The 21,664-nt window shown below is 59.6% G+C and carries 19 protein-coding genes; 2 read left to right on the forward strand and 17 right to left on the reverse strand.

Annotation, left to right across the window (positions count from 1 at the left end; genetic code table 11):
- The first annotated feature begins 143 nt into the window (after nt 1–143).
- Nucleotides 144–1,025: a dienelactone hydrolase family protein gene (locus GTU67_RS08385; RefSeq protein WP_185779640.1), complete on the forward strand. Its 882-nt coding sequence runs from the start codon at nt 144–146 to the stop codon at nt 1,023–1,025.
- A gap of 90 nt (nt 1,026–1,115) precedes the next feature.
- Here GTU67_RS08385 and GTU67_RS08390 read toward each other — a convergent pair whose 3' ends face one another.
- The 15 genes from GTU67_RS08390 to GTU67_RS08455 form a co-directional block, all read right to left on the reverse strand.
- Nucleotides 1,116–2,399 carry an arsenic transporter gene (locus GTU67_RS08390; RefSeq protein WP_185779641.1) on the reverse strand — a complete coding sequence of 428 codons (1,284 nt, stop codon included), beginning with the start codon at nt 2,397–2,399 and terminating at the stop codon, nt 1,116–1,118.
- A gap of 3 nt (nt 2,400–2,402) precedes the next feature.
- Nucleotides 2,403–3,503, reverse strand: coding sequence for a tRNA 2-selenouridine(34) synthase MnmH (gene mnmH / locus GTU67_RS08395; protein ID WP_185779642.1), 1,101 nt, complete (start codon nt 3,501–3,503; stop codon nt 2,403–2,405).
- Complete coding sequence (gene selD / locus GTU67_RS08400; protein ID WP_185779643.1) at nt 3,500–4,534, reverse strand: selenide, water dikinase SelD; 1,035 nt, start codon at nt 4,532–4,534, stop codon at nt 3,500–3,502. The genes mnmH and selD overlap by 4 nt, the downstream gene beginning before the upstream one ends.
- A gap of 143 nt (nt 4,535–4,677) precedes the next feature.
- A complete protein-coding gene (locus GTU67_RS08405; RefSeq protein ID WP_185779644.1) occupies nt 4,678–5,388 on the reverse strand; it encodes an ABC transporter ATP-binding protein in 711 nt (236 codons plus the stop codon).
- Complete coding sequence (locus tag GTU67_RS08410; protein ID WP_185779645.1) at nt 5,381–6,106, reverse strand: ABC transporter ATP-binding protein; 726 nt, start codon at nt 6,104–6,106, stop codon at nt 5,381–5,383. The genes GTU67_RS08405 and GTU67_RS08410 overlap by 8 nt, the downstream gene beginning before the upstream one ends.
- Complete coding sequence (locus tag GTU67_RS08415) at nt 6,103–7,056, reverse strand: branched-chain amino acid ABC transporter permease (protein WP_185779646.1); 954 nt, start codon at nt 7,054–7,056, stop codon at nt 6,103–6,105. The genes GTU67_RS08410 and GTU67_RS08415 overlap by 4 nt, the downstream gene beginning before the upstream one ends.
- Nucleotides 7,053–7,928, reverse strand: a complete 876-nt coding sequence (locus GTU67_RS08420; protein WP_185779647.1) for a branched-chain amino acid ABC transporter permease — start codon at nt 7,926–7,928, stop codon at nt 7,053–7,055. Before GTU67_RS08420 ends, GTU67_RS08415 begins: the two co-directional genes overlap by 4 nt.
- A gap of 108 nt (nt 7,929–8,036) precedes the next feature.
- Complete coding sequence (locus GTU67_RS08425) at nt 8,037–8,933, reverse strand: ABC transporter substrate-binding protein (RefSeq protein ID WP_249417640.1); 897 nt, start codon at nt 8,931–8,933, stop codon at nt 8,037–8,039.
- 23 nt (nt 8,934–8,956) lie between these two features.
- Nucleotides 8,957–9,265 carry an ABC transporter substrate-binding protein gene (locus GTU67_RS15380; RefSeq protein WP_249417641.1) on the reverse strand — a complete coding sequence of 103 codons (309 nt, stop codon included), beginning with the start codon at nt 9,263–9,265 and terminating at the stop codon, nt 8,957–8,959.
- A gap of 82 nt (nt 9,266–9,347) precedes the next feature.
- On the reverse strand, nt 9,348–10,586 hold the full coding sequence (locus GTU67_RS08430; RefSeq protein WP_185779648.1) for a Tm-1-like ATP-binding domain-containing protein: 1,239 nt from the start codon (nt 10,584–10,586) through the stop codon (nt 9,348–9,350).
- Between the two features lie 74 nt (nt 10,587–10,660).
- The gene (locus GTU67_RS08435; RefSeq protein WP_185779649.1) at nt 10,661–12,646 is read right to left on the reverse strand and encodes an acetoacetate--CoA ligase; all 1,986 of its coding nucleotides are present in this window, start codon (nt 12,644–12,646) and stop codon (nt 10,661–10,663) included.
- Nucleotides 12,643–13,479 carry an HAD-IIA family hydrolase gene (locus GTU67_RS08440; RefSeq protein WP_185779650.1) on the reverse strand — a complete coding sequence of 279 codons (837 nt, stop codon included), beginning with the start codon at nt 13,477–13,479 and terminating at the stop codon, nt 12,643–12,645. Before GTU67_RS08440 ends, GTU67_RS08435 begins: the two co-directional genes overlap by 4 nt.
- A complete protein-coding gene (locus GTU67_RS08445; protein ID WP_185779651.1) occupies nt 13,476–14,966 on the reverse strand; it encodes a biotin carboxyl carrier protein in 1,491 nt (496 codons plus the stop codon). The genes GTU67_RS08440 and GTU67_RS08445 overlap by 4 nt, the downstream gene beginning before the upstream one ends.
- 5 nt (nt 14,967–14,971) lie before the next feature.
- Nucleotides 14,972–16,366, reverse strand: a complete 1,395-nt coding sequence (locus GTU67_RS08450) for an acetyl-CoA carboxylase biotin carboxylase subunit (RefSeq protein WP_249417642.1) — start codon at nt 16,364–16,366, stop codon at nt 14,972–14,974.
- Nucleotides 16,367–16,369: 3 nt separating this feature from the next.
- Nucleotides 16,370–16,912: an acetyl-CoA carboxylase biotin carboxyl carrier protein gene (locus GTU67_RS08455; RefSeq protein ID WP_185779652.1), complete on the reverse strand. Its 543-nt coding sequence runs from the start codon at nt 16,910–16,912 to the stop codon at nt 16,370–16,372.
- A 253-nt stretch (nt 16,913–17,165) separates the two neighbouring features.
- On the opposite strand from GTU67_RS08455, the gene GTU67_RS08460 reads away from it, so the two are divergent.
- On the forward strand, nt 17,166–17,981 hold the full coding sequence (locus GTU67_RS08460) for a helix-turn-helix domain-containing protein (protein WP_185779653.1): 816 nt from the start codon (nt 17,166–17,168) through the stop codon (nt 17,979–17,981).
- 88 nt (nt 17,982–18,069) lie between these two features.
- On the opposite strand, the gene GTU67_RS08465 is transcribed toward GTU67_RS08460, so the two are convergent.
- Nucleotides 18,070–19,056 carry an NADPH:quinone reductase gene (locus GTU67_RS08465; protein WP_185779654.1) on the reverse strand — a complete coding sequence of 329 codons (987 nt, stop codon included), beginning with the start codon at nt 19,054–19,056 and terminating at the stop codon, nt 18,070–18,072.
- A 27-nt stretch (nt 19,057–19,083) separates the two neighbouring features.
- Nucleotides 19,084–21,660 carry a cyanophycin synthetase gene (gene cphA, locus GTU67_RS08470; protein ID WP_185779655.1) on the reverse strand — a complete coding sequence of 859 codons (2,577 nt, stop codon included), beginning with the start codon at nt 21,658–21,660 and terminating at the stop codon, nt 19,084–19,086.
- Nucleotides 21,661–21,664: the final 4 nt, after the last annotated feature.

The raw sequence follows: 21,664 nt of genomic DNA on the forward strand, positions 1-21,664 counted from the left end.
TCGCAGTCGCAGTCGCAGTCGCAGTCGCAGTCGCAGTCGGCATTGATATTGTCACGCTTTTTAACAGGGCAAAGCTTACAAACACCTTTATTATTCAAAACTGTTTGACGTGCTTCATAGACCTTTTCCTTGCGGAGACCTGCATGAACCGTATTCCAGACGCCGACCTGAACAGCCTGCTGCCGCCACTGACGCTCAACCGTCGCGGTTTTATTGCCACCGCCCTGGCCACGGGCTTTACCCTGGCCGCCGGCCCGATTATGGCCAAGACCGCGATTACCACCGATACCAACGGCCTGACCGCAGGCGAGATCAGCATTCCGGTCAGCGATGGCAACATGCCCGCCTACCGTGCGATGCCGGCCAATGCACAAAATGCTCCAGTCATTCTGGTGGTCCAGGAAATTTTCGGGGTTCACGAATACATTAAAGATGTGTGCCGCAGGCTTGCCAAAGCGGGCTACATGGCCATTGCACCAGAACTGTACGCCCGCCAGGGCGACCCCTCAACGTACACCGAAGTCCCCAAACTGTTTGCCGAAATTGTCAGCAAGGTTCCCGATGCCCAGGTCATGAGCGACCTCGACGCCGCGGCGGCGTGGGCGGGTAAAAATGGCGGCAACACGCAAGCCCTGGGCATTACCGGTTTTTGCTGGGGTGGGCGCATTGTGTGGCTGTACAGCGCGCACAGCCCGTCGGTGAAAGCCGGCGTGGCATGGTACGGCCGCCTGGTCGGCGATAAAACCAACCTCACGCCCAGCCACCCCACCGACGTTGCGGCCAAACTGAATGGCCCCGTGCTTGGGTTGTACGGCGGCGCAGACGCCGGCATCCCGCAGGACACGGTAGACGCCATGAAAGCAGCCCTTGCCCAGGGAGATGCTGCCGCCAAGGCCTCGAAATTTATTGTGTACCCCGATGCCCCGCACGCGTTTCACGCCGACTACCGCCCCAGCTACCGCGAGGCGGCGGCCAAAGATGGCTGGCAACAGGCCCTGGCCTGGTTCGATCAGCAGCTTAAATAGCAACCGCAGCACACCCATTGCCGCAGCACCGCCCCTGACACAAGGGGCGGCCTGCCCCCGAGTGCCATGCCGGCAAACGCCAGGCGCTTGTTATATCGATAGCCGCAACGCCAATGTCGCCAGGGTAACCAGCAATACCGGCACGGTTAGCACGGCCCCTACCCTGAAATAATAGCCCCAGCTGATCAGCACCCCGCGACGCGCCAGCACATGCAACCACAGCAACGTGGCCAGGCTGCCAATTGGCGTCATTTTCGGGCCCAGGTCACTTCCCACCACATTGGCAAACACCATGGCCTCGCGAATGGCGCCCTGTGCCTGACTGGCGTCGATAAACAACGCACCAATCAAGACCGTGGGCAGGTTGTTCATCAGGGCCGACAACACAGCACTCAATAACCCCGTACCCAGCGTGGCCACCCACAACCCTTGCCCCGCCAGGATATTCTGGACGTCGGTGACCCATTGCGTCAGGCCGGCATTACGCAGCCCATAAACAACCAGATACATCCCCATGGAAAACACCACAATGTGCCACGGTGCCGTGCGTAATATGTGGCGGGTGCTGATGACCCGGCTGCGCCCCGCCACCAGCAATAACAGAAAAGCGCCCACCGCCGCCACGGCACTGACCGGTACGCCCAAGGGCTCAAGCCAGAAAAACCCCACCAGCAGAAACACCAGCACGAGCCAACCTGCCATGAACACCGGCCGGTCGCGTACCGCTGAAGCGGGCGAGTGCAGATGCGTCAGATCGTATTGCCGGGGGATATCTTTGCGAAACACCAGCATCAGAACAAGCAGGGATACCGCGACAGACACCACATTGACCGGCACCATGACAGAAGCATAGCGTCCGAAGCCGATATTGAAATAATCGGCTGAAACAATATTGACCAGATTTGAAACCACCAAGGGCAAACTGGCGGCATCGGCAATAAAGCCCGCAGCCATGACGTACGCCAGCGTTGCAGCAGGCGAAAACCCCAACGCCATCAGCATGGCCACGACGATGGGGGTAAGAATCAAGGCAGCGCCATCGTTGTTGAAAAAAGCGGTAACGACGGCGCCCAGCAACACTATCAGCACAAAAAGGTAGCGGCCGTTGCCGCGCCCCCGGCGCGCCATATGCAGCGCAGCCCACTCGAAGAACCCGGCGGCGTCGAGCAACAGGCTGATAATGACCACAGCAATAAAACTACCCGTAGCGTTCCAGACAATGGCCCAGACGGTGACGATGTCGTTCAGCGACACCACGCCAGCCAGCAGCGCCAGGACAGCCCCCAGGCTTGCCCCCCAACCAATCCCCAGCCCACGTGGTTGCCAGATAACGAGCACCAGCGTCACAACAAAAATAAGTGCGGCGGGCCACATGGCTCAGGCGTAATGCCCACGCAAATACTCGACCACATCGACCTGGGAGCCGCTGAACACAATACGTGCGCTTTTGCGTTCGCGTTGCGAGGCATACATAGGGTCGTAGTAGTCGTGCAGCAACCCGGCGATCCAGACCCGGTGCAAGTCAATCGTGCCCCGGGCGTGCTGGGCGGCCAGGGCCTCATCCATTTGCCCGGCCAGCCGCTGATAGCGCTCGTGCCCCAGCCGCTTGACGATATTGCCCAGACTTTGGCGCATGCGCTGCGAAAACGCCTCAAACCCATGCTCGGGGCCATGCGCAGCAATAAATTCGTCCGCCAGGCTCACCACGTAATCGCGCAAAATGCGTTCAACCCGCGACTCAAAAGTGTCTTCCAGCCACACCACCGGAAACGCCTGCATGGCCTGATGCAACGGCAGCGGCAACGCACAACTGCCGATCAGCCTGCTTTCGTCTTCAAGCACAAACGTATGCTGCCCGCGCGCCTGACGCTTTAACAGGTCAATTGACAGGGCATTTTCGAAACTGATTTGCGCCGGTTGTGGCGCCACCCGTTTGCCAAAGCTCGACCCCCGATGATTGGCCAGGCCTTCGAGGTCGACCGCGTTATCCAACTGACAGAGGACATCGGTTTTGCCCGACCCCGTCATGCCGCCCACCACAACAAAACGACACTGAGCAATGGCTTGTTCCAGCACGCCCATAAGATAGGCGCGCATGGCCTTATAACCCCCCACAACGCGAGGGTAATTAATGCCGGCCTCGGTCGCCAGCCATTCTTGGCTGATACGCGAGCGCAACCCGCCCCGAAAACAATACAAGTAACCGTCGGGATTGGCCCTGGCAAACGCCGCCCATTGTTCAATGCGCTGCGCCTTGACCTTGCCTGACACCAGTTGATGACCTAGCTTGATAGCCTCATCTTGACCTTTAAGCTTGTAGCAGGTGCCTACTTTCTGGCGCTCGATGTCATTCATGAGCGGCAGGTTAACGGCTCCGGGGAAGGCACCACGCCCGAACTCCACCGGTGCGCGTACGTCCATCAGGGGGACGCCACTTAGGAATAACGCCCTGAAATCATCGATATTGGCGCGCGTCACTTAAGCACTACCCCATGACTGGCCCGCGCGACGAAACGGCCCAAAGGGGATAGCGACAAACCCAGCCCGGCGGCGACATCAAGAAAGGCCGCATTGGCATCTGGCGAGACTGCCACCAATAGGCCGCCGCTGGTTTGCGGGTCGCACAACAAATGCTTTTGATCGTCGGTAAGCGCCGCCACACCATGGCCATAGCTGTCGAAGTTGCGCAGCGTACCGCCTGGCACGCAGCCCTGCCCAAGATAGTGGTCAATGCCTTCGATACGAGGTACGAGAGTGGCGTCAATTTCTGCGGTCAGCCCACTGCCATCGGCCATTTCAAGCAAGTGCCCCAACAGCCCGAAACCGGTCACGTCGGTCATTGCCTTGACGCCGTCGAGCTGGCCAAAGTAGTAACCGGCGCTGTTCAACGTACACATCAGGTCGCGCGCACGGCCCACGTCTTGCGGGCGCAACTTGCCTTGTTTTTCGGCCGTGGTCAAAATGCCAATACCCAGCGGCTTGGTCAGATAAAGCAGACAACCTTCGGTAGCGGTGTCGTTACGCTTAAGCTGAAGCTTGTTGACCAGCCCGGTCACCGCAAGCCCGAATATCGGTTCGGGCGCGTCGATGGAGTGACCACCCGCCAGCGGGATACCCGCGTCGTCGCACACCGCGCGCCCACCGCGCACCACTTCGCGCGCCACTTCGGGGGGCAACACATTAACCGGCCAACCCAAAATAGCAATGGCCATAATGGGCTTGCCGCCCATGGCATAAATATCGCTGATGGCATTGGTGGCCGCGACGCGGCCAAAGTCGAACGGGTCATCGACAATAGGCATAAAAAAGTCGGTCGTCGACACTACCCCTTGCTCGTCGTCTATGCCATACACGGCTGCATCATCGCGCGATGCATTACCCACCCATAGGCGCGGGTCGAGGTTTTGCGCACCACTACCCGCCAGAATGACGTCGAGAACTTTAGGTGAAATTTTGCAGCCGCAACCAGCACCATGGCTGTATTGGGTAAGACGAACGGGATTTGACATGGCACACCTGAGCAGTAAAACCGGGGCTATTTAGCCGAAGCCCCGATTTTACAAGCTTGGATATGCAAGCGGGTGTCGTCTGCCGACGCGAACGCAGCGCCGGCAGACCAGGTTGGCACAAGCCTTGCCTGATAACGCGCTTGCTAGTGCGACCCCAGGTATGCCCGTTGCACCGCCGGGTCATCGCGTAGCTGTTCGGCCGTGCCCTCGCCTACGATGCGACCGGTTTCGATCAGGTAACCCCGGTCGGCAATTTCGAGACTGAGCTTGGCATTTTGCTCGACCATCAAAATACCCACACCCAGCTCTCGAACGCGGTCGATAGCCCGGAAAAGCTCTTGGCACATGAGCGGTGACAAACCCAACGAGGGTTCGTCGAGCAACAACACCTTTGGCGCAGACATGAGTGCGCGCCCCACGGCCACCATTTGCTGCTCGCCGCCGCTCATGGTGCCCACGCGCTGCGCCAGGCGCTCGGCCAGGCGCGGAAACAATTCGAGCACGCGTTGCAAGTTCTGGGCCTCGGCCGATCGGGCTCGACGCGTCAGCGCCCCCAGTTGCAGATTTTCGCGAACGGTCAGGTCGACAAACACACCGCGCCCTTCGGGCACAAGGGCCAGACCGTGTTCGACAATATGATGGGCAGGCACCGACAGCAGCTCGGTGCCATCGAGCCTGGCGCTGGCGCCGGGCAAGGGCTTGAGCATGCCGCCCAAGGCCCGCAACATAGAAGATTTGCCGGCGCCATTGGCGCCCAAAATGACGACCAGCTCGCCCGCGTTGACCGTAATGGCTGCGTTATCGAGGGCCTGATGCTTGCCGTAACGCACCGACAACTGACTGACTTCAAACATGAGGCGCTCCGAGGTAGGCGGTAATGACTTCTTCTTGCGCAAGCACGGTTGCCGTTTCGCCTTCGGCCAGCTTGCTGCCCGCAAACATAACCACGCAGCGATCGCACAAAGCACGAACGGCATCCATCACGTGCTCGACCAGAATAATGGTGAGCCCCTTGGCGCGCAGGTCGCGAATAAGCTGAATGCCTACCTGAAGTTCGGTGGGGTTCAAGCCCGCCAGCCACTCGTCAAGCAACAACAACCTGGGCTTGAGGGCCAGCGCACGCGCCAGCTCGAGCCGCTTCTGGTCGATGTAAGTCAGGTCGCCTGCGGGCGTTTCGGCAAACTCGCGCAGGCCGACGGTGTCTAGCAAGGCCATGGCCTCGTCGTAGGCTGCGGCCCCAAACTTGTGGTCGGGCCGGAACGCCATGCCGGCCTCGACGTTCTCGCGACAGCTCATGCCGCCCAGCACCCGCACCAGCTGAAAGGTGCGCGCCACGCCCAGCCGGGCAATTTGATGCGGCGCCATACCAACCAGCTCGTCGGAGCCCAGCAAAATACTGCCGGAATCGGCCCGGAGCGCGCCGGAGATGAGGTTCATGGCAGTAGTTTTGCCCGAACCGTTAGGGCCCAGCAACCCCAGAACTTCGCCTTGTTGAACGTCAAAGCTCAACCCGTCGACGGCTTTCAGCCCGCCAAATGATTTTCTTAAATCGCGAATTTTCAGCAAGGTCATGCCTGCCCCCCTTTTCCGCCCCGGCGCGACGCGCGCAACCAGCCGCGAACCAGTTCAAGTAAGCCATTGGGCACCAGGTAAACAATGACCAGGAACGTGACCCCAAGCAAGACTGCGAAGTGATTGGGGAACTTGGCGGACAAGACCTCGAACAAGGCAGTAAGCGGTATGACACCGGCCAATGGCCCCAGCAGATGCCCCACGCCCCCGAGCAGCGACATAATGAGCACCTGGAACGACACAATGGGGTTAAACACAATGGCGGGGTCGATGTATGTCCAGCGTGGCGACATGACGGCACCGACAAGGGTCATGAAGGTGGCGCTGATCACAAACAGCAAAACCTTGGCCCGCGTGGTGTTGATGCCCAGATGCCGCGCAACGTGCTCGTCTTCGCCGATAACGCGCAGCGCCAGGCCCAGGCGCGAACGGCGAATCAGCCAGCCGGCAAACAACGCCAGCGACAGCAACGCCAGCAACTGCCAGTAAATTTGCTCTTGGGTGATGTCGAGAAAGATATACCGGCCGATAGACTTGGTGATGTTGACCTCGTACCAGGTGACCAACTGGCGGATCAGCTCGGACAAACCGAAGGTGAAAATCACAAAGTGCACGCCCGACAGGCGCAACGTAGACAGCCCGACAATAAGCGCCAGCACAATGCCCACCAGCGCAGCGACCAATAGCACGCCGCCCCAGGGCAGGACTTCGGACAACACGGCGACGGTATAGGCGCCAATACCAAAGAAGGCTGTGGTGGCCAATGAAATATAACGCGTGGGGCCCGAGAACAGCGTCCAGGCCGTGGCCAATGCACCGTACTGCAGCACATTGATGGTGTACGACAAGAAATACCCGCTTTCTACAAACAGCGGCAATGCGGCGACCACCAGCAGCACCAGTGCCACCGCCACAAACCCGGGCGAAAAGACTGTGGGTGCGCGACTCATTTACCGGCCCTCCCGAAAATACCCTGGGGACGCAGCAACAGCACCAACAGGAAAATACCAAAGGTTGCGGCCATGGTCAGCCCCGGATCGACGAAGCGAGAGACCAGGGTTTCGACAAACCCCAGCAAAAAGCCGGCCAGCAGGCAGCCCAGCAAATTGCCAACGCCACCCATAATGACAATAACCAGCGCTTTCATGGTGAACGCTACACCCATGGACGCACTGAACGGCAAGAACATACTGACCAGCACACCAGCCCCGACCACCAGCGCGCCGCCCAGCGCAAATGCAAAAGCCGCCATGGCGCGCGGGTCGATGCCGACCAAATGCGCGAACCGTGGCGCATTGGCCATGGCACGCAACGCCGTACCCCAGCGCGACCGCACCAGCACGGTATACACCAGCAACCCGATAACGACGGCCGCACACGCAGCCAGCAAACGGTTAGCCGCCACGGCCGTGCCCAGCACATTGACCGGCATGGCCAGATATTCGTAGCTGTAATAGCTGCCGCCAAAAAGAATAAGCACAATGCCCTGCATCACGAACAAAATGCCAAACGTGGCCAGAATGCTGTCGACCTCGAGTGCGTCGGCATTGGGCGCCCGCTTGACCAGCGGCGTCAGCAAAATTTGGTACACCAGCCACTGCACCACGAAACCAGCCGGCACCACCATGGCCAGCGCGTATAACGGATTGACGCCCAGGCTGGTCACAAACCAGTAAGCCAGAAACGCAGCGCCGATCATGAATTCGCCATGCGACAAATTCATGATGCGCGCAACGCCGTACTGTAGCGTCAGCCCCATCGCGATGAGCGCATACAGCCCACCCAGCATCAGCGATGTGAGAACGATTTCAACAAACAACATAGGATTCACCTGTAAAACAGCCGGGCCAGGCCGGCCCCGCTGTTTTTATGGAATGACAGGAAACATAGGCACCGGGCCACGCCCGATGCCTATGACCGCACTACCCGATTACTTCTTCCATTCGGGTTTGGGGATGATGACCGGCTTGGCGCCAGGCAAGTTTGCAGGACCAACACCCTGGAAAACGCCGTTTTGCCATTGGCCCACTGTAAAGATGCCGCGCAGTTGGTTGTTTTCGAGTTTGATGGGCCCGAGAATGGTATCGAACGTGCCGGTTTTCAGCTCTTTCTGGATGGCCGCGCGGTCGATTTTGCCGGTACGCTCGATGGCTTGCTGCAGCATTTGCAAGCTGGCGTAGGTAACCTGGCTACCCCAGTAGTCGGCGTCTTTGCCCTGCATTTCTTTGTGGCGGGCACGGTAGTCCATAACGGCTTTCGAGTCGCCGTTGATGCCGCCCACGCTCATTTGGCCCTCAATGGCTTCGGCGCCATACTTGCCCTTGAAGAACGGGAACTGTGTACCCACGCCGGTGTAGAACACTTTAGGGTTCAGACCAACAACACGTGCCTGGTCGCTGATCAGGACGGTATCGGGCGGGTAAGAATGGGCAATAAAGCTATCGGCGCCGCTGGACTTCACCTCGTTCAGGAGCGATGAGAGGTCGGAGCTGCCGACAGGGTAGGTTTTATCGAGCACGATCTCGAAGCCATGTTTGGCCGCAGCCTTGCGGGTCGCAGCAGCCGAGTCGACGCCAAAGCCGTCGGCAACGCTGATCATGGCGATTTTCTTGCCGATTTTGCCATCTTTGTTGGCATTGGCCAGAACATCGAGGAGCGCGTCAGCATACATGCTGGCCGAGCCCAACAGGAAGAAGTGACCGGGCCAGCGCTTGGCGAACTGATCGGCCTTGTCGGTAAGGTTGGTCGTACCCACCTGCGGATAGCCGTGCTTGTCGAACAATGGCGCAACCGCCAGGTTGACTGCCGTACCCCACGGCGGCAGCAACAAGTCAACCTTGTCTTGCGTAATTAAGCGTTCGATGCGCGCACGGCCTCTTCGGTGCTGGAGCGATCATCGTATTCGACGACTTCAATAGGTACTTTTTTGCCATAGGCGCTAAGCATGATGCCGCCATTGGCATTGACCTCTTTGACCCACATTTCGTAGTTGGGGCGCACGGTGGTGTCGCCGCCGGGGGCATTGGGGCCGCTTTTAGCCAGCGAATACCCGATACGAATGGATTTGGGCGCTTCTTCGGCGAATGACGGTGCCGCCATGCCGACCATTGAAAGGCTGGCCGCAAGGGCCAACCGGGTTGTCCATTTTCTTACTGTCATTGTTGTCTCCGGGTTGTGGGCATAGTTGTAACCTGACGCCTGGCGCTGCCCCTGGCTGGCCCAGGCGTTGAAACCACAAAGCTTAAGCAGCAGCCGTGTGAGACTGACCGACAAGGCGCAAAACCTCGTTGACCACCGCATCGGCAAATTGCTCGTCGTTAAGATGGCAGTCGAGCTTTTCGACGGTGACATTTGACGGCATTGCCGCTTTGACCGCGTCATAAAAGACAGGACATAAAGAAGTGTCATGCAGGTATCCCTCGGGACTGTCATGATGGGAAAAACCCTGTAAAGGCACCAGTACAGACACTGGACCTTTGGCTTCGGTTTTGACCAGGCCGGCCAAGTGATTGGCGAGTTTTTGCAACTCTTCGGCTTCGGTTCGTACTGCCGTCAGTGCACGGTTGTGAATGTGATAGCGCTTGCCCGGAAACTGGCGCTCGGCCATGTCGATAGGGCCGGACACCATGAAGTCGGCATTACCGGGGGCAAAGACCACCGGCACCCCTTTGCGCAACCCTGCCTTCGAACGCTCTGGGCCGGCACTGCACAAGCCATTGTTCAGGAAGTCGTTATGTTCAACCACCGAGGTTTCAAGTACGGCCACGATGTCGCGCTCGGCCGCCAGTTTATCGAGCGCCTGACCGCCGGTGCCCAAGGTGTGAAACACCAGAACTTCGTAGCCTTTGTCTTCAAGCTGCTTGCGGATGCGTACCGTACAACGGTCGATCGTGCCCAAAGTACCCATCAGCACCACAGGCTTGTCGGACGCGGCCTTGGGCGTGTAAGCCTTGGCCATGGCGGCCACTGAAATGGCGGCATTGCGGAAGACTTCGCGGGTGATGCTGTTGAGCCCGGCAATGTCGCACACCGGGTTGAACATATTGATGTCCATAGCGCCCACAAACGGCTGTGTAAAGCCCGAGGCCATGGTGGACACCAGCACTTTGGGCAAGCCGTAGGGCAGCGCTTGCATGACCGCGCTACCCAGCGTCGAGCCCATGGAACCGCCAATGGCAATGACGCCACTGATAGGCGTGGCCGCGTGCAGGGCGAGTGTCGACTTGATAGCCCCTTCGATCATCACTGCCTGGCACCTGCCTTCGTGTTTCACGTCGCGCACTTCCTGTATGGTTTTACCGGCGGCACCGGCAACCTGCTCGGGGGTGATTTCGGCGCCCGGCGTGACCGAGCGACGAATACTGGCGTCGAGGTGAATGACGTCAACACCCTGCGACTCGAGTGTTTGACGTACAAATTGCGCTTCGGTCGCCTTGGTGTCGAGGGTGGCGATCAAAAGGACTTTCGGTTTCGTGGTCATCGTTGTCTCCTGTTCCACATTTACCTGAATGGCCGCCCTGGCTGTTTTTATGCTCTTGGGCCGCCACGTTTGAACTATTCCGTATTTAACGTTTTGGCTAATTCAATAAAGAACCCCATGCTTTGCGGGTTGGCCATGGCATCTGGATGCGCCACTTTTTCGGCCGGCGACCCCAGCAGCAAGCGGCGTACCGGAACTTCCATTTTTTTACCTGTCAGGGTGCGCGGGATATCGCTGACCTGATAGATTTTGTTGGGCACGTGACGCGGCGACGCCTTGGTACGAATTTGCTCGGCAATGCGCGCACTCAGTTCATCGGTCAGGGTCTCGCCGTCGTGAAGCACCACAAATAGCGGCATGAACGATGGGCGCCCCAGGTATTCGAGGTCGACGACCAGGCTGTCGCGCACTTCGGGAACCGCCTCGACCACACGGTAAATTTCGGCCGTCCCCATACGGATGCCAAACCGGTTGATGGTGGAGTCGGACCGGCCGTAAATAATGCTGGTGCCGCGCGGCGTAAAACGAATCCAGTCGCCGTGCCGCCACTTGCCGGGGAACACGTCGAAATAGCTGTCGAGGTAACGGGTGTTGCCCGGGTCATTCCAAAAGTACACCGGCATCGAGGGCATGGGCTGGGTGATGACCAGCTCGCCGACCTCATCAACAACAGGCTCGCCCTGCTCATTAAAGGCATAGGCTGCTACGCCAAGTTCGCGGCATTGAATTTCGCCCGAATACACCGGCAGGGTTGGCGCACAAGCCACAAAGCCGGAAGCAATATCGGTACCGCCGCTGATGGACGCCAGCCATAGGTCGGACTTGATGTTGGCATAAGCCCACTCGAACGCATCGGTGGGCAACGGCGAGCCGGTGGCGTTAATTGACCGCAGGGCAGCAAGACGGGCAAACGTATTGGGCTGCAGGTTGTCTTTCATGCAGTTGATCAAATACGCCGCACCACAACCAAACAAAGTAACGCCGTAATCGTCGATAAACCGCCACAACGACGGGTTGTCGGGCCATGCCGGGTTGCCGTCATACAAAATCACGGTCGCGCCCACCAGCAAACCACCCACCTGCAGATTCCAGACAATCCACCCCGTGCCGCCCAAAAACAGCAAGCGGTCGCCTTCGCGCAGGTCGTGCTGCAACGCCATGGTTTTATGGTGGGTCAGGATAATGCCGCCATGACTGTGCACGATGGCTTTGGGCAGACCCGTGGTGCCCGACGAATACACAATCCATAGCGGATGCGAAAACGGCACGCGCTCGAACTGCAATGGCGCAGGTTGGGCGACCATATCGGCCCAACTAATGCGGCCGGGCCACGAAACACCGCCTTCGCGATCAGCCATAGGGCCGGGCACATGCACCACTTGCTTGACAGTGGGCAATGACTCAAGCAACTCGGACACCAACGCCGCGCGGTCGTGCTGCTTGCCGTTGTAGCTGTAGCTGTCGATCACAAAAATCAGCTTGGGCTCAATTTGCTGAAAGCGGTCGGTGACAACACGTACACCCATATCGGGCGCGCAGCTGGACCAGACGGCGCCAATGCTGGCACACGCCAGGAACGCCGTCACGGTCTCGGGGCGATTGGGCATGTAAGACACCACGCGGTCGCCCTTGCCAATGCCCAGGCGACGCAAACTGGCGGCCAATGCGCCAACGTCGCGCGTCAGTTGCGCCCAACTGACTTCTTCGACACCGGTTTCTTCGCGACGCGAAATCAGCGCCGGACGTTGGTCGGTCGCGCGACGAAACACATGTTCGGCATAGTTCAGCGACGTGTTGGGAAACCATTGCGCGCCCGGCATGGCGCGATCGCCCAGCACGGGTTGCACGGTACCGTCGGCCTGAACATCAAAGTATTGCCAGATTGACAACCAGAAATCGTCGAGGTGATCGACGGACCATCGCCACAGGGCCTCGTATTCGCCCTTGGGCACGGCAAATGTCTTTTCGAGCCACGTTTGGTAATGATCAAGGCGCGACGCCTGGATTTGTTGGACACTGGGCTGCCAAAGCAACCGGGGGGTCTGGGTAATTTCACTCATCGAATCATCTCCAGCAAGTCGTTGACGCCGGCGATAGAAAAATGCGGCTGCTGCCCGGGGGGCAAACGATCGATATCTTCGGGCGTTGCCAGCCCGGTATGCACGGCCACCGATACGGCACCGCCTTGCTGGGCCATCGCGTTCTCGAGCGAGAGGTCGTCTCCGACAATGGCGATGCGCGAGGCCTCGACACCCAGAATGCCGCGGGCGACGTCGAACGCGATTGACGCCGGCTTGCCCACGATAACGGCTTCTTTGCCCGTCACGCTGCTGATGGCGGCGGTCAGTGCGCCAGAAATACCCAACGTACGGCCTTCACGGCTGGCCAGATAGGGGGCCGTGGATACCGTGTACAGATTCGCACCGGCCCAGATCGCGCGGCAGGCCGCATCGAGGTCGTCGAGACGGAACTCGGGATGCCAGCCCACCAGCACGGCATCGGCATCGTCGGCGCGCTCGGGCGAAACGACAATGTCGAACCCGGCCTCTTCGAACGGACGCCATACGCCCTCGACACCCAGCACCAGCAAACGCTTGTACTGACGGCTTTTGAACAGCGACACGGCCACTGCAGGCGGCGTGAGTGTGCGCTCGGGCTTGACCAGAATGCCCGCGCTGGTTAAGGCCTTGGCCAACTGTGCCGGCGTTTTGGTTGAACCATTGGTAAACGCCACATACGGGGTTTGACGCTGATTCAGCAAGTTGATGAGCTCGATGGCCCCGGGCAAGGGTTGATACCCCGACAACATGCGGTCGGCCAGTGCCAACGTGCCGTCTATATCAAAAATAAAACCTTCTACCGCACTCAAGTCGTGTAACAACGACTGCGTCATGACATGTCTCCTGCAACGCTGTGGCTGCGCAATTCCATCAGGAAGCCCGCTCGTTCGATACGGGCATGGGTAACGTCCGGTCGCCGGGCCAGTTCGGCCAACAGTTTTTCGACCGGGGTTACCGAAGGATTGTACGTTTGCCGGCTGGGGCCGGCCGCGACCATGGCATCGACCTGATCGGCCGGCATGACAGCGCGCAACAGGAACTCTTCGTCGGACAGGTGTTTGCCAAAACGCTGTCGCAGCTCGGCAACGCCGGGCATGGGCGGTTGAGACAACAATTCTTTGGCGCGCGGCATGTTTTCGATACGATCGCGCACATTAGGATCGACCTCGCCGGGCGGCGTACCAAAGCGCCCCACCACATAGCGAATGACTTCGTCGGGGACGTTGGCGTAGCGCTCGGGCGCCAGTACATTCATGACCGCCATGGTGCCCACGACCTGGGAAAACGGCGTCACCATAATGGGATAACCCAGTTCGGCCCGCACACGTACGACTTCTTCGTAGACTTCGGGCAAGCGATGTTCTTGACGGATTTCGCGCAACTGGCGACGCATCGTGCCAATCATGCCGCCGGGCAGCTGATGCGAAAAGTAACGCTCGTCGTACTCTTGCGGCACCCCGACGGGCAGGCCTTCGGCTTTGGTGAGGCGCGAAAAGTATTCGCTGACTTCGGCCATGGCGTCGAGGTCGAGATTATGCGACACACCGCGGGCTTGCAGATTGTTGACGACATTTTCTACAGCAGGCTGGCTGGTGCCGTTGGCTGCCGGGCGAGCCGCCGTGTGCAAGGTATCGACCCCCAGCGACGGGGCTTCCGGGTAAGTAAACGGCGCCAGACCTATGGTGCAATGCGAGTGCAGTTCGAAGGGCTTGTCACCCAGTGCCGCCTTGATGGCGGGCAGCAAGGTGCGTGCGCGCTCGGGCGTGAGCAAACCGCTGGGGTCTTTAAGGTACACCCGGTTGATGAAAGGCTGGGCGGCCAGTTGGGCCGCCATGTGCGCAAAAAAAGCGTCGTCGTGAATGGGGCTGACGGTATACACCAACGCCCCGACAATTTCGGAGGCCCCTGCCTTGGCAATGGCCTGACAGTTGTCGATGACCGCCTGCGTGGTGTTCATCGGGTCCATCACCATGAACCGCTCGATGCCGTTATTGACCAGCAACTGGTACGACAACGCCATCACCTCGGGGTGAGCGGTTTCCCATGAGATGAACCGCATGCCGGTAGACAAAAAGGTCAGCGGGGTGCGTTTTAAACGTGACTTGAGCAAACGCAGGCGTTCCCAGGGGTCTTCTTTGTGGAAACGCACCGTGACCGCCATGTGCGTACTGGTGCTGAAGTCGAGGGCGTGATAGCCAACGCGGTCGAGCACAGGTGCGATTTGCAGCATCATGGCGGTGGTCAGGCCGGTCGCCCCCCACAGGCTTTGGTTGCCATCGCGCAGGGTGGTGTCAATAAACTGGACGTGATCTTGTTTCATGGTGTTTAACCTTCTTGTGCCATAGCGGCCCGGTCGGCCAGGTAGCGGCCCAAAAAGCCGGTATCGACACCGCCCTCGGTAAATTCGGGTGTATTCAACACATCGAGGTGCAAGGCAATATTGGTTTTAACGCCCGCAATTGCCGTGTCGTTCAGGGCTGCGGCCAGCGCACGTCGCGCCTCGTCACGGGTAGCGCCATAAGCAATTACCTTGGCAATCATCGAGTCGTAAAACGGCGGAATCATTGCGCCTGCCTGCATGTGAGTATCGACGCGAATGCCCGCACGCTGCGGGAACTGTGCGGTGTTGACGCGCCCCGGCGAGGGCTGGAAATCGCGGTCGCTGTCTTCGGCGTTGACACGGCATTCGATGGCATGACCATTTACGCGAACATCGGACTGCACCCAGGGCAGCGCATGCCCCTGCGCCACCGCCAGCTGCGCCTGTACCAAATCGATACCCGTAACCAGCTCGGTGACGGGGTGCTCGACCTGAATACGTGCATTCATTTCGAGGAAATAGAACTGGTCGCGCTGCACATCGACCAGAAACTCGATGGTGCCCGCACTGCGATAACCAATGTATTCGGCAAAGCGCACGGCAGCCGCGTGCAGCCCGGCACGCATGGCGTCTGGCAAGTTGGGCGCCGGCGCTTCTTCGACCAGCTTCTGGTAGCGACGCTGGACGGAGCAATCGCGATCGCCCAGGTGAATGACCGATTGGCCATCGCCCAGCACCTGCACTTCGACATGACGACCTTGGGTGACGAAGCATTCAATATAGACCCGGCCATCACCGAAGGCGGCCAACGCCTCGGCACTGGCCAGCTCGAACAAGCGGACGAGTGCATCGCGATCGTCGGCGCGCTTTAACCCCCGGCCGCCGCCACCGCCCACCGCTTTAATCAGTACGGGGTAACCGATAGTGTCGGCAACGGCCAACGCCTCGTCGAGCGAGGCGACCGGGCCGCCGGGCGTGATGGGGACATTGGCCTTCTCGGCAATCAGCCGGGCCTCGAGCTTGTTGCCCACCCGCTCGATTTGCTCGGCCGTGGGCCCGATGAACACCAGGTTGTTGTCTTCGCAGGCCTGCGCAAACTCGGCACGCTCTGACAAAAAACCATAGCCGGGATGAATAGCCTGGGCGCCGGTAGACAGGGCCGCCTGAATGATCGTGTCGATTTTCAGGTAGCTGTCGGTAGCGCGGCCCGGGCCAATACACACGGTGCGGTCGGCCAGTTGCGCGCCCATGCTGTCGCGATCGGCAGTTGACGCCACCAGTACGCTTTCAAGACCTAAACGCTTGAGCGTGCGCAACACGCGCACGGCGATCTCGCCCCGGTTGGCCACCAGCACCCGACGAATCGGCCCCTGAACGGCGGCTTGATCTGCCTGCATCATGACTTAACCCTGCGTTGCGCGAACGCGCATCAAGACCTGGTCGTACTCGACCAGGTCGCCATCTTTGGCCAACACCTCGACTACCTCGCCGCTGACTTCGGCAGCCACCGAGTTCATGAGCTTCATGACCTCGATGATGCCAATGACCGTATCGGGCTGGACCTTGGCACCGGGTGCGACGAAAGGATCGGCGCCCGGCTTGGGCGCCCGGTAAAAAACACCCAGCATGGGCGCACGCACGTCGATCAGGCCTGCTGCTGACGACGTCGCGGCGCCGGATGCCGCAGGGGCGTTGGACGAGGCAGTTGCGGCCGGCGCGTTATTGCCAGCTGCCGGGGCGGCTGACGCGCCCACTGCAGCCACAGGCGCAGCATCGCTGGCGGACCGAACCGGCGCAGGACTTGCCGATGCCACCGGCTGCGCAGCACCTGCACCGTTGCGACGCAAATCGAGCTTGATGCCGTCGGCCTCGAGGTGGAGTTCATCGAAATGCGAGGTGTTGAGCAACTGAATAATGCGTTGCACATCGTCGTGCGTAAAACTCATGACGGATACTCCGTGGGCACTACGTGCCGGTTAGAACCTGACCCACCCGGAGAACGACGTAAAGTTTTCACAAACCATGGCCTGCCGGCAAAATGCCACAGCATAAGCACAGTACAAGAAACTAGGTAAAAACCCTTAATATCCTTGTATGAAGCGTGTCTCCGAGCGTTTTATGTTTTTTTCAATGTTGCCCATGCCCGGCGCAAGGTGCTAGCATCGCCGAACAAGTTTTCAACAGGTGAAAAGCAGCGCGATGCGAGAGTACAAAGTCAAAACCATTCGGGCGCTTGACCGGGGGCTGGAGGTACTGGATTACCTGCACCGTTCACGCAACGCCAGCCTGCACGACCTGCACCTGGCCACGGGGCTGCCCAAAGCCACATTAACGCGCGTTATTGCTACGCTGGAAGCCCGCGGACTGATCTGGCAGCGGCTGGCCGACGGCGCCTTCATGGCCAGCCACACCTACCAGCCCCGCCCGCCACAGGTCAACGACGAGAACTTTTTGGTTGAGGTAGCCTCCCCTATTCTGGAACGACTCTGTCAAAAGGTGAATTGGCCTTCCATTTTGGCCGTACCCCGGCTTGACCACATGGAAGTGATAGAAACCAACAGCCCGCGCTCGTATTTTTCGCATATTCCACTGGGCCCCATCGGGTTTCGCGTCAATATGCTGCGCTCGGCCACCGGCCGCGCGTATCTGGCCTTTTGCGGCGCAGCAGAACGTGAGGCCGTACTACAGCGTTTGCGCACCAGCAACGAGCCAGGCAACTATTTGGCGCAACGCCCGGAAGCAGTTGCAACCCTGCTGGAAGAAACCCGCAACCGGGGCTATGGCATTCGTACGGAAGATTTTGGCGGGCACTACGACAAAACCCGCCGGGAGTTCAACGACGGACGCGATTCGATTGCTGTCCCGGTTTGGGCGGGCGAAGAAGTCGTGGCGGTGGTCAACCTGACCTGGATGGACAAAGTGGCCAGCGTTGAGCAAATGGTGAAGAAACATCTGGCCCAGCTATCGCAAGCCACCCGGGAAATTTCAGTCAGGCTGATGTCGCACGAGCAGTAAGCACGACCCGCCATTACGGCAAGCGCGTCTGCAACGCAGGCAGGTCGCCGCCATAAAACCTGCAGCAACCGCCCACGACACTGCGTATTCAGCTATGCGCAATGTCTACAACAACCGTCCCCAGCTTCGCGCCCGACTCGACCATTTGATGCGCCTTGACGATGTCATCGAGCGCAAAGCGGGCGGCGACCGAATGGCGCAGCGCCCCAGACTGCAACAGCCCATTGACAATGCCCAGGCAGGCCGCGCGGTCGGCAGCCGGCAAGTCGTAAACCAAAAAACAATGCAGGCTGTTCGAATGCCACAACAAGGTGCGTAAATCGATGGGCAACACGCCTGTTGTGTTCGACCCGTAACACACGTAGCGCCCGTGACGCTTCAGAACGTTTTCAGACAACAACGCTGCCGTTGACGAGAAATCCATGTCGATGATGACGTCGATCCCCTGCCCATCGGTGAGATCGAGCACTCGCCCGCCAACCGCGTCTGTTTTGTAATTGATAATCGCGTCTGCACCGGCCTGTTGTGCGTGAGTAGCCTTTTCGGGGGAACCTGCCGTGCCCAGTACCCGAGCACCCGCCTGAACCGCCAGCTGGGTGACGTAATGCCCCACGGCGTTGCCCGCCCCCGTCACCAGCACCGTTCGACCGGTAAGGTCTTGGGCCAACCGAATCGCCTGAACAGCCGTCAGCAACGGAATACCAAAGCCGGCGGCCGCGGCAAAATCGATGGCGTCAGGCAACGGTACAGCTTGCACGTCGGGCAGCACGACATACTCGGCAGCTGTGCCCCAGGCGCGCGCCCATTGCGCATTCCAGAGCCAAACCCGCTGCCCGAGGCGCGCCGGATCAACGCCCGCCCCGACCTGGTCGATTACGCCCGCACCATCGCTATGCGGCACGATGCGGTCAAAATCAAGCGGACGACGCTGACGAAACTTGACATCGGACGGGTTAACCCCTGACGTATGGACCCGCACCCGGACTTCGCCGGGGCCGGCCACAGGCTGGGGCAAGTCGCTTACCGACAACACATCGGTGGCCGCACCATTTTGCGTATACCAGGCAGCTTTCAAAACGTTTCCCTTATCGTTGCAAAACGATCAGGCCGCTTCAGCCACCCTGCGGGCAATATGCGCCAGCGCCTCTTCGACCTGATCAATCAGTATCAGACATAAGTCACCTGCCCGCAAACGCTGCAAGGCCAGATCGATGGCCACAAACTCGCCATGGATTTCGTCAATCTGACGCGCACGCTTGGCACCGACCAACCCCTGACGCAGCAAGGCCACCACTTCGCCTTCGGCACGGCCGCGCTGACACATGTCTTCGTAAAGAATAACCTCATCAAAGGCGTCACCCAGAATTTCGGTTTGGCGGGTGATGTCTTCGTCGCGGCGATCGCCGGCACCGCTGATGACAACACTGCGATGCGTTGCAGGCAATTGGTCAACGGCCTGCACCAGCGCCAGCATAGCGTCGGGGTTGTGCCCGTAATCGGCAATCACGGTCGCGCCGTTATAGCTGAACATATTGAAGCGGCCGGGCGCGGTTTGCGCATCGTTGACGAACGATGCCAAACCTTTTTGCATGTCTTCGAAGGACAAGCCCAGCGCCCAGGCGGCCGCCATCGCGGCCATGGCGTTTTCAACCTGAAAACCAATACGTCCGTTTTGCGTCAGCGGAATACCTGACAGCGCAAAGCTTTGCTCTGATGCACCCTCGGCCAGGATGATGCGGCCGGGCTCGACAAACACCACCCGTTGGCCTTGCGCACGATGCGTGGCCAGCACAGGGTGGGACGGGTCGGCCGAAAAGAAAATAACTTGGCCCGGGCAATTGGCGGCCATCCCGGCCACAATCGGGTCGGCGGCGTTCAGAACGGCCCTCCCCGTTGGCGCGACGTTCTCGACCACGACACGCTTTACAGCAGCCAGGTCTTCGACCGTTGTAATGTAGTTAAGCCCCAGATGATCGCCCACGCCGATGTTGGTGACCACCGCAACGTCACAGCGGTCAAAAGCCAACCCTTCACGCAGAATGCCGCCGCGCGCGGTTTCGAACACGGCTGCATCAACATAGGGGTGCAGTAATACATGCCGCGCACTGCGCGGCCCACTGCAATCGCCGGTATCTATGCACTGGTTACCCACATAAACGCCGTCAGAATTGGTCATGCCCACGCACTTGCCGGTAACCCCCAACAGGTGAGCGATTAAACGGGTTGTGGTGGTTTTACCGTTGGTGCCGGCCACCGCAGTTATCGGCACACGACCCGTTTCGCCCTCGGTGAACATGGCATCGATAATTGATTCGCCTACGGGGCGAGGCTTGCCAAAAGAAGGCGCCAGATGCATGCGCAACCCCGGTGCGGCATTGACTTCAACAATACAACCATTGTCTTGGGTCAGGGGCTCGAAGACGTTCTGCGCCACAAGGTCAATGCCACAGATATCCAGCCCCACCATACGCGCAGCCGCCACGGCCACTTCGGCCAGCTCGGGGTGCACCTGGTCGGTGACATCGGTAGCGCTGCCGCCCGTACTGAGGTTGGCGTTATTGCGCAGCGTAACCAATACGCCATTTTCGGGGATTGAGCCCGGCGTATAGCCCTGTCGGGCCAAGGTCGCAAGAGCGATTTCGTCATCGAGCCGGATACGCGTCAGCGACGTGCCATGGCCTTCGCCTCGCGCCGGGTCAGCATTAACGGCCTCAACCAGTTCGGCAATGGTGCGTACACCGTCGCCTATGACCTGCGGCGGATCGCGCCGGGCTGCGGCCACCAATTGGTTGCCGACCACCAGCAACCGAAAGTCGTGCCCGGGAAAATAACGTTCGACAATGACGTCATTGCAAATATCGGCGGCGACACTAAAGGCCTGCAACACCGCTTCGCGGCTTTGCAAATTAACAGCCACCCCTTTGCCCTGGTTGCCGTCGCGCGGCTTGACCACGACCGGCAAGCCGACTGCCTGTGCGGCCTCCCACGCCTGCTCGGCCTCTTGCACAATGCGGCCTTCGGGCACCGAAATCCCGGCAGACGCCAGCAAACGTTTCGTCAACGCCTTGTCTTGCGCAATGGCTTCTGCAATGGCGCTGGTGCGGTCGGTTTCGGCAGCCTGGATACGCCGCTGGCGACGCCCCCAGCCAAACTGCACAAGGCTGCCTTGCGTTAGGCGATGATAAGGAATACCCCGGCGGTGCGCCGCCTGGACAATGGCGCCGGTGCTGGGCCCAAGACGCACGTCTTCGTCCATCTCGCGCAAACGCGACAACACGGGCGCCAGCTCGAACGGCGTGTCGGCCAATGCGGCATCGCATAACTCACGAGCGTCATCCAACGCCTGACGCCCAACCTCTTCTTCGGTATATTCGACAATGACCTGGTAAACACCGGGCTCGAAGGTAGGCGCTACCCGGCAAAAAGAAACCGGGCAACCCGCCAACGCCTGTAATCGCAATGCGGCACTGGCCAGTACGTGCGCCATGGATAAGGGTTGCTCCTGCCCGGCGGGCTTCAGCATATCGATGTCCGGAAAGCGGGCACGGATGCGCACCTCGAAACCATCCATGGCCTCGATATCCTGCTCGTTCGAATCGCAGGCCACTACGGCTTCGATCGATGTCTGCCGACCCCAAAGATTCGGGCCACGCAGCGCCCTGATACGTGTAATTTCCATCGAC

It is taken from the genome of Pusillimonas minor, from assembly GCF_014237865.1.
Lineage (GTDB): Bacteria > Pseudomonadota > Gammaproteobacteria > Burkholderiales > Burkholderiaceae_B > Neopusillimonas > Neopusillimonas minor.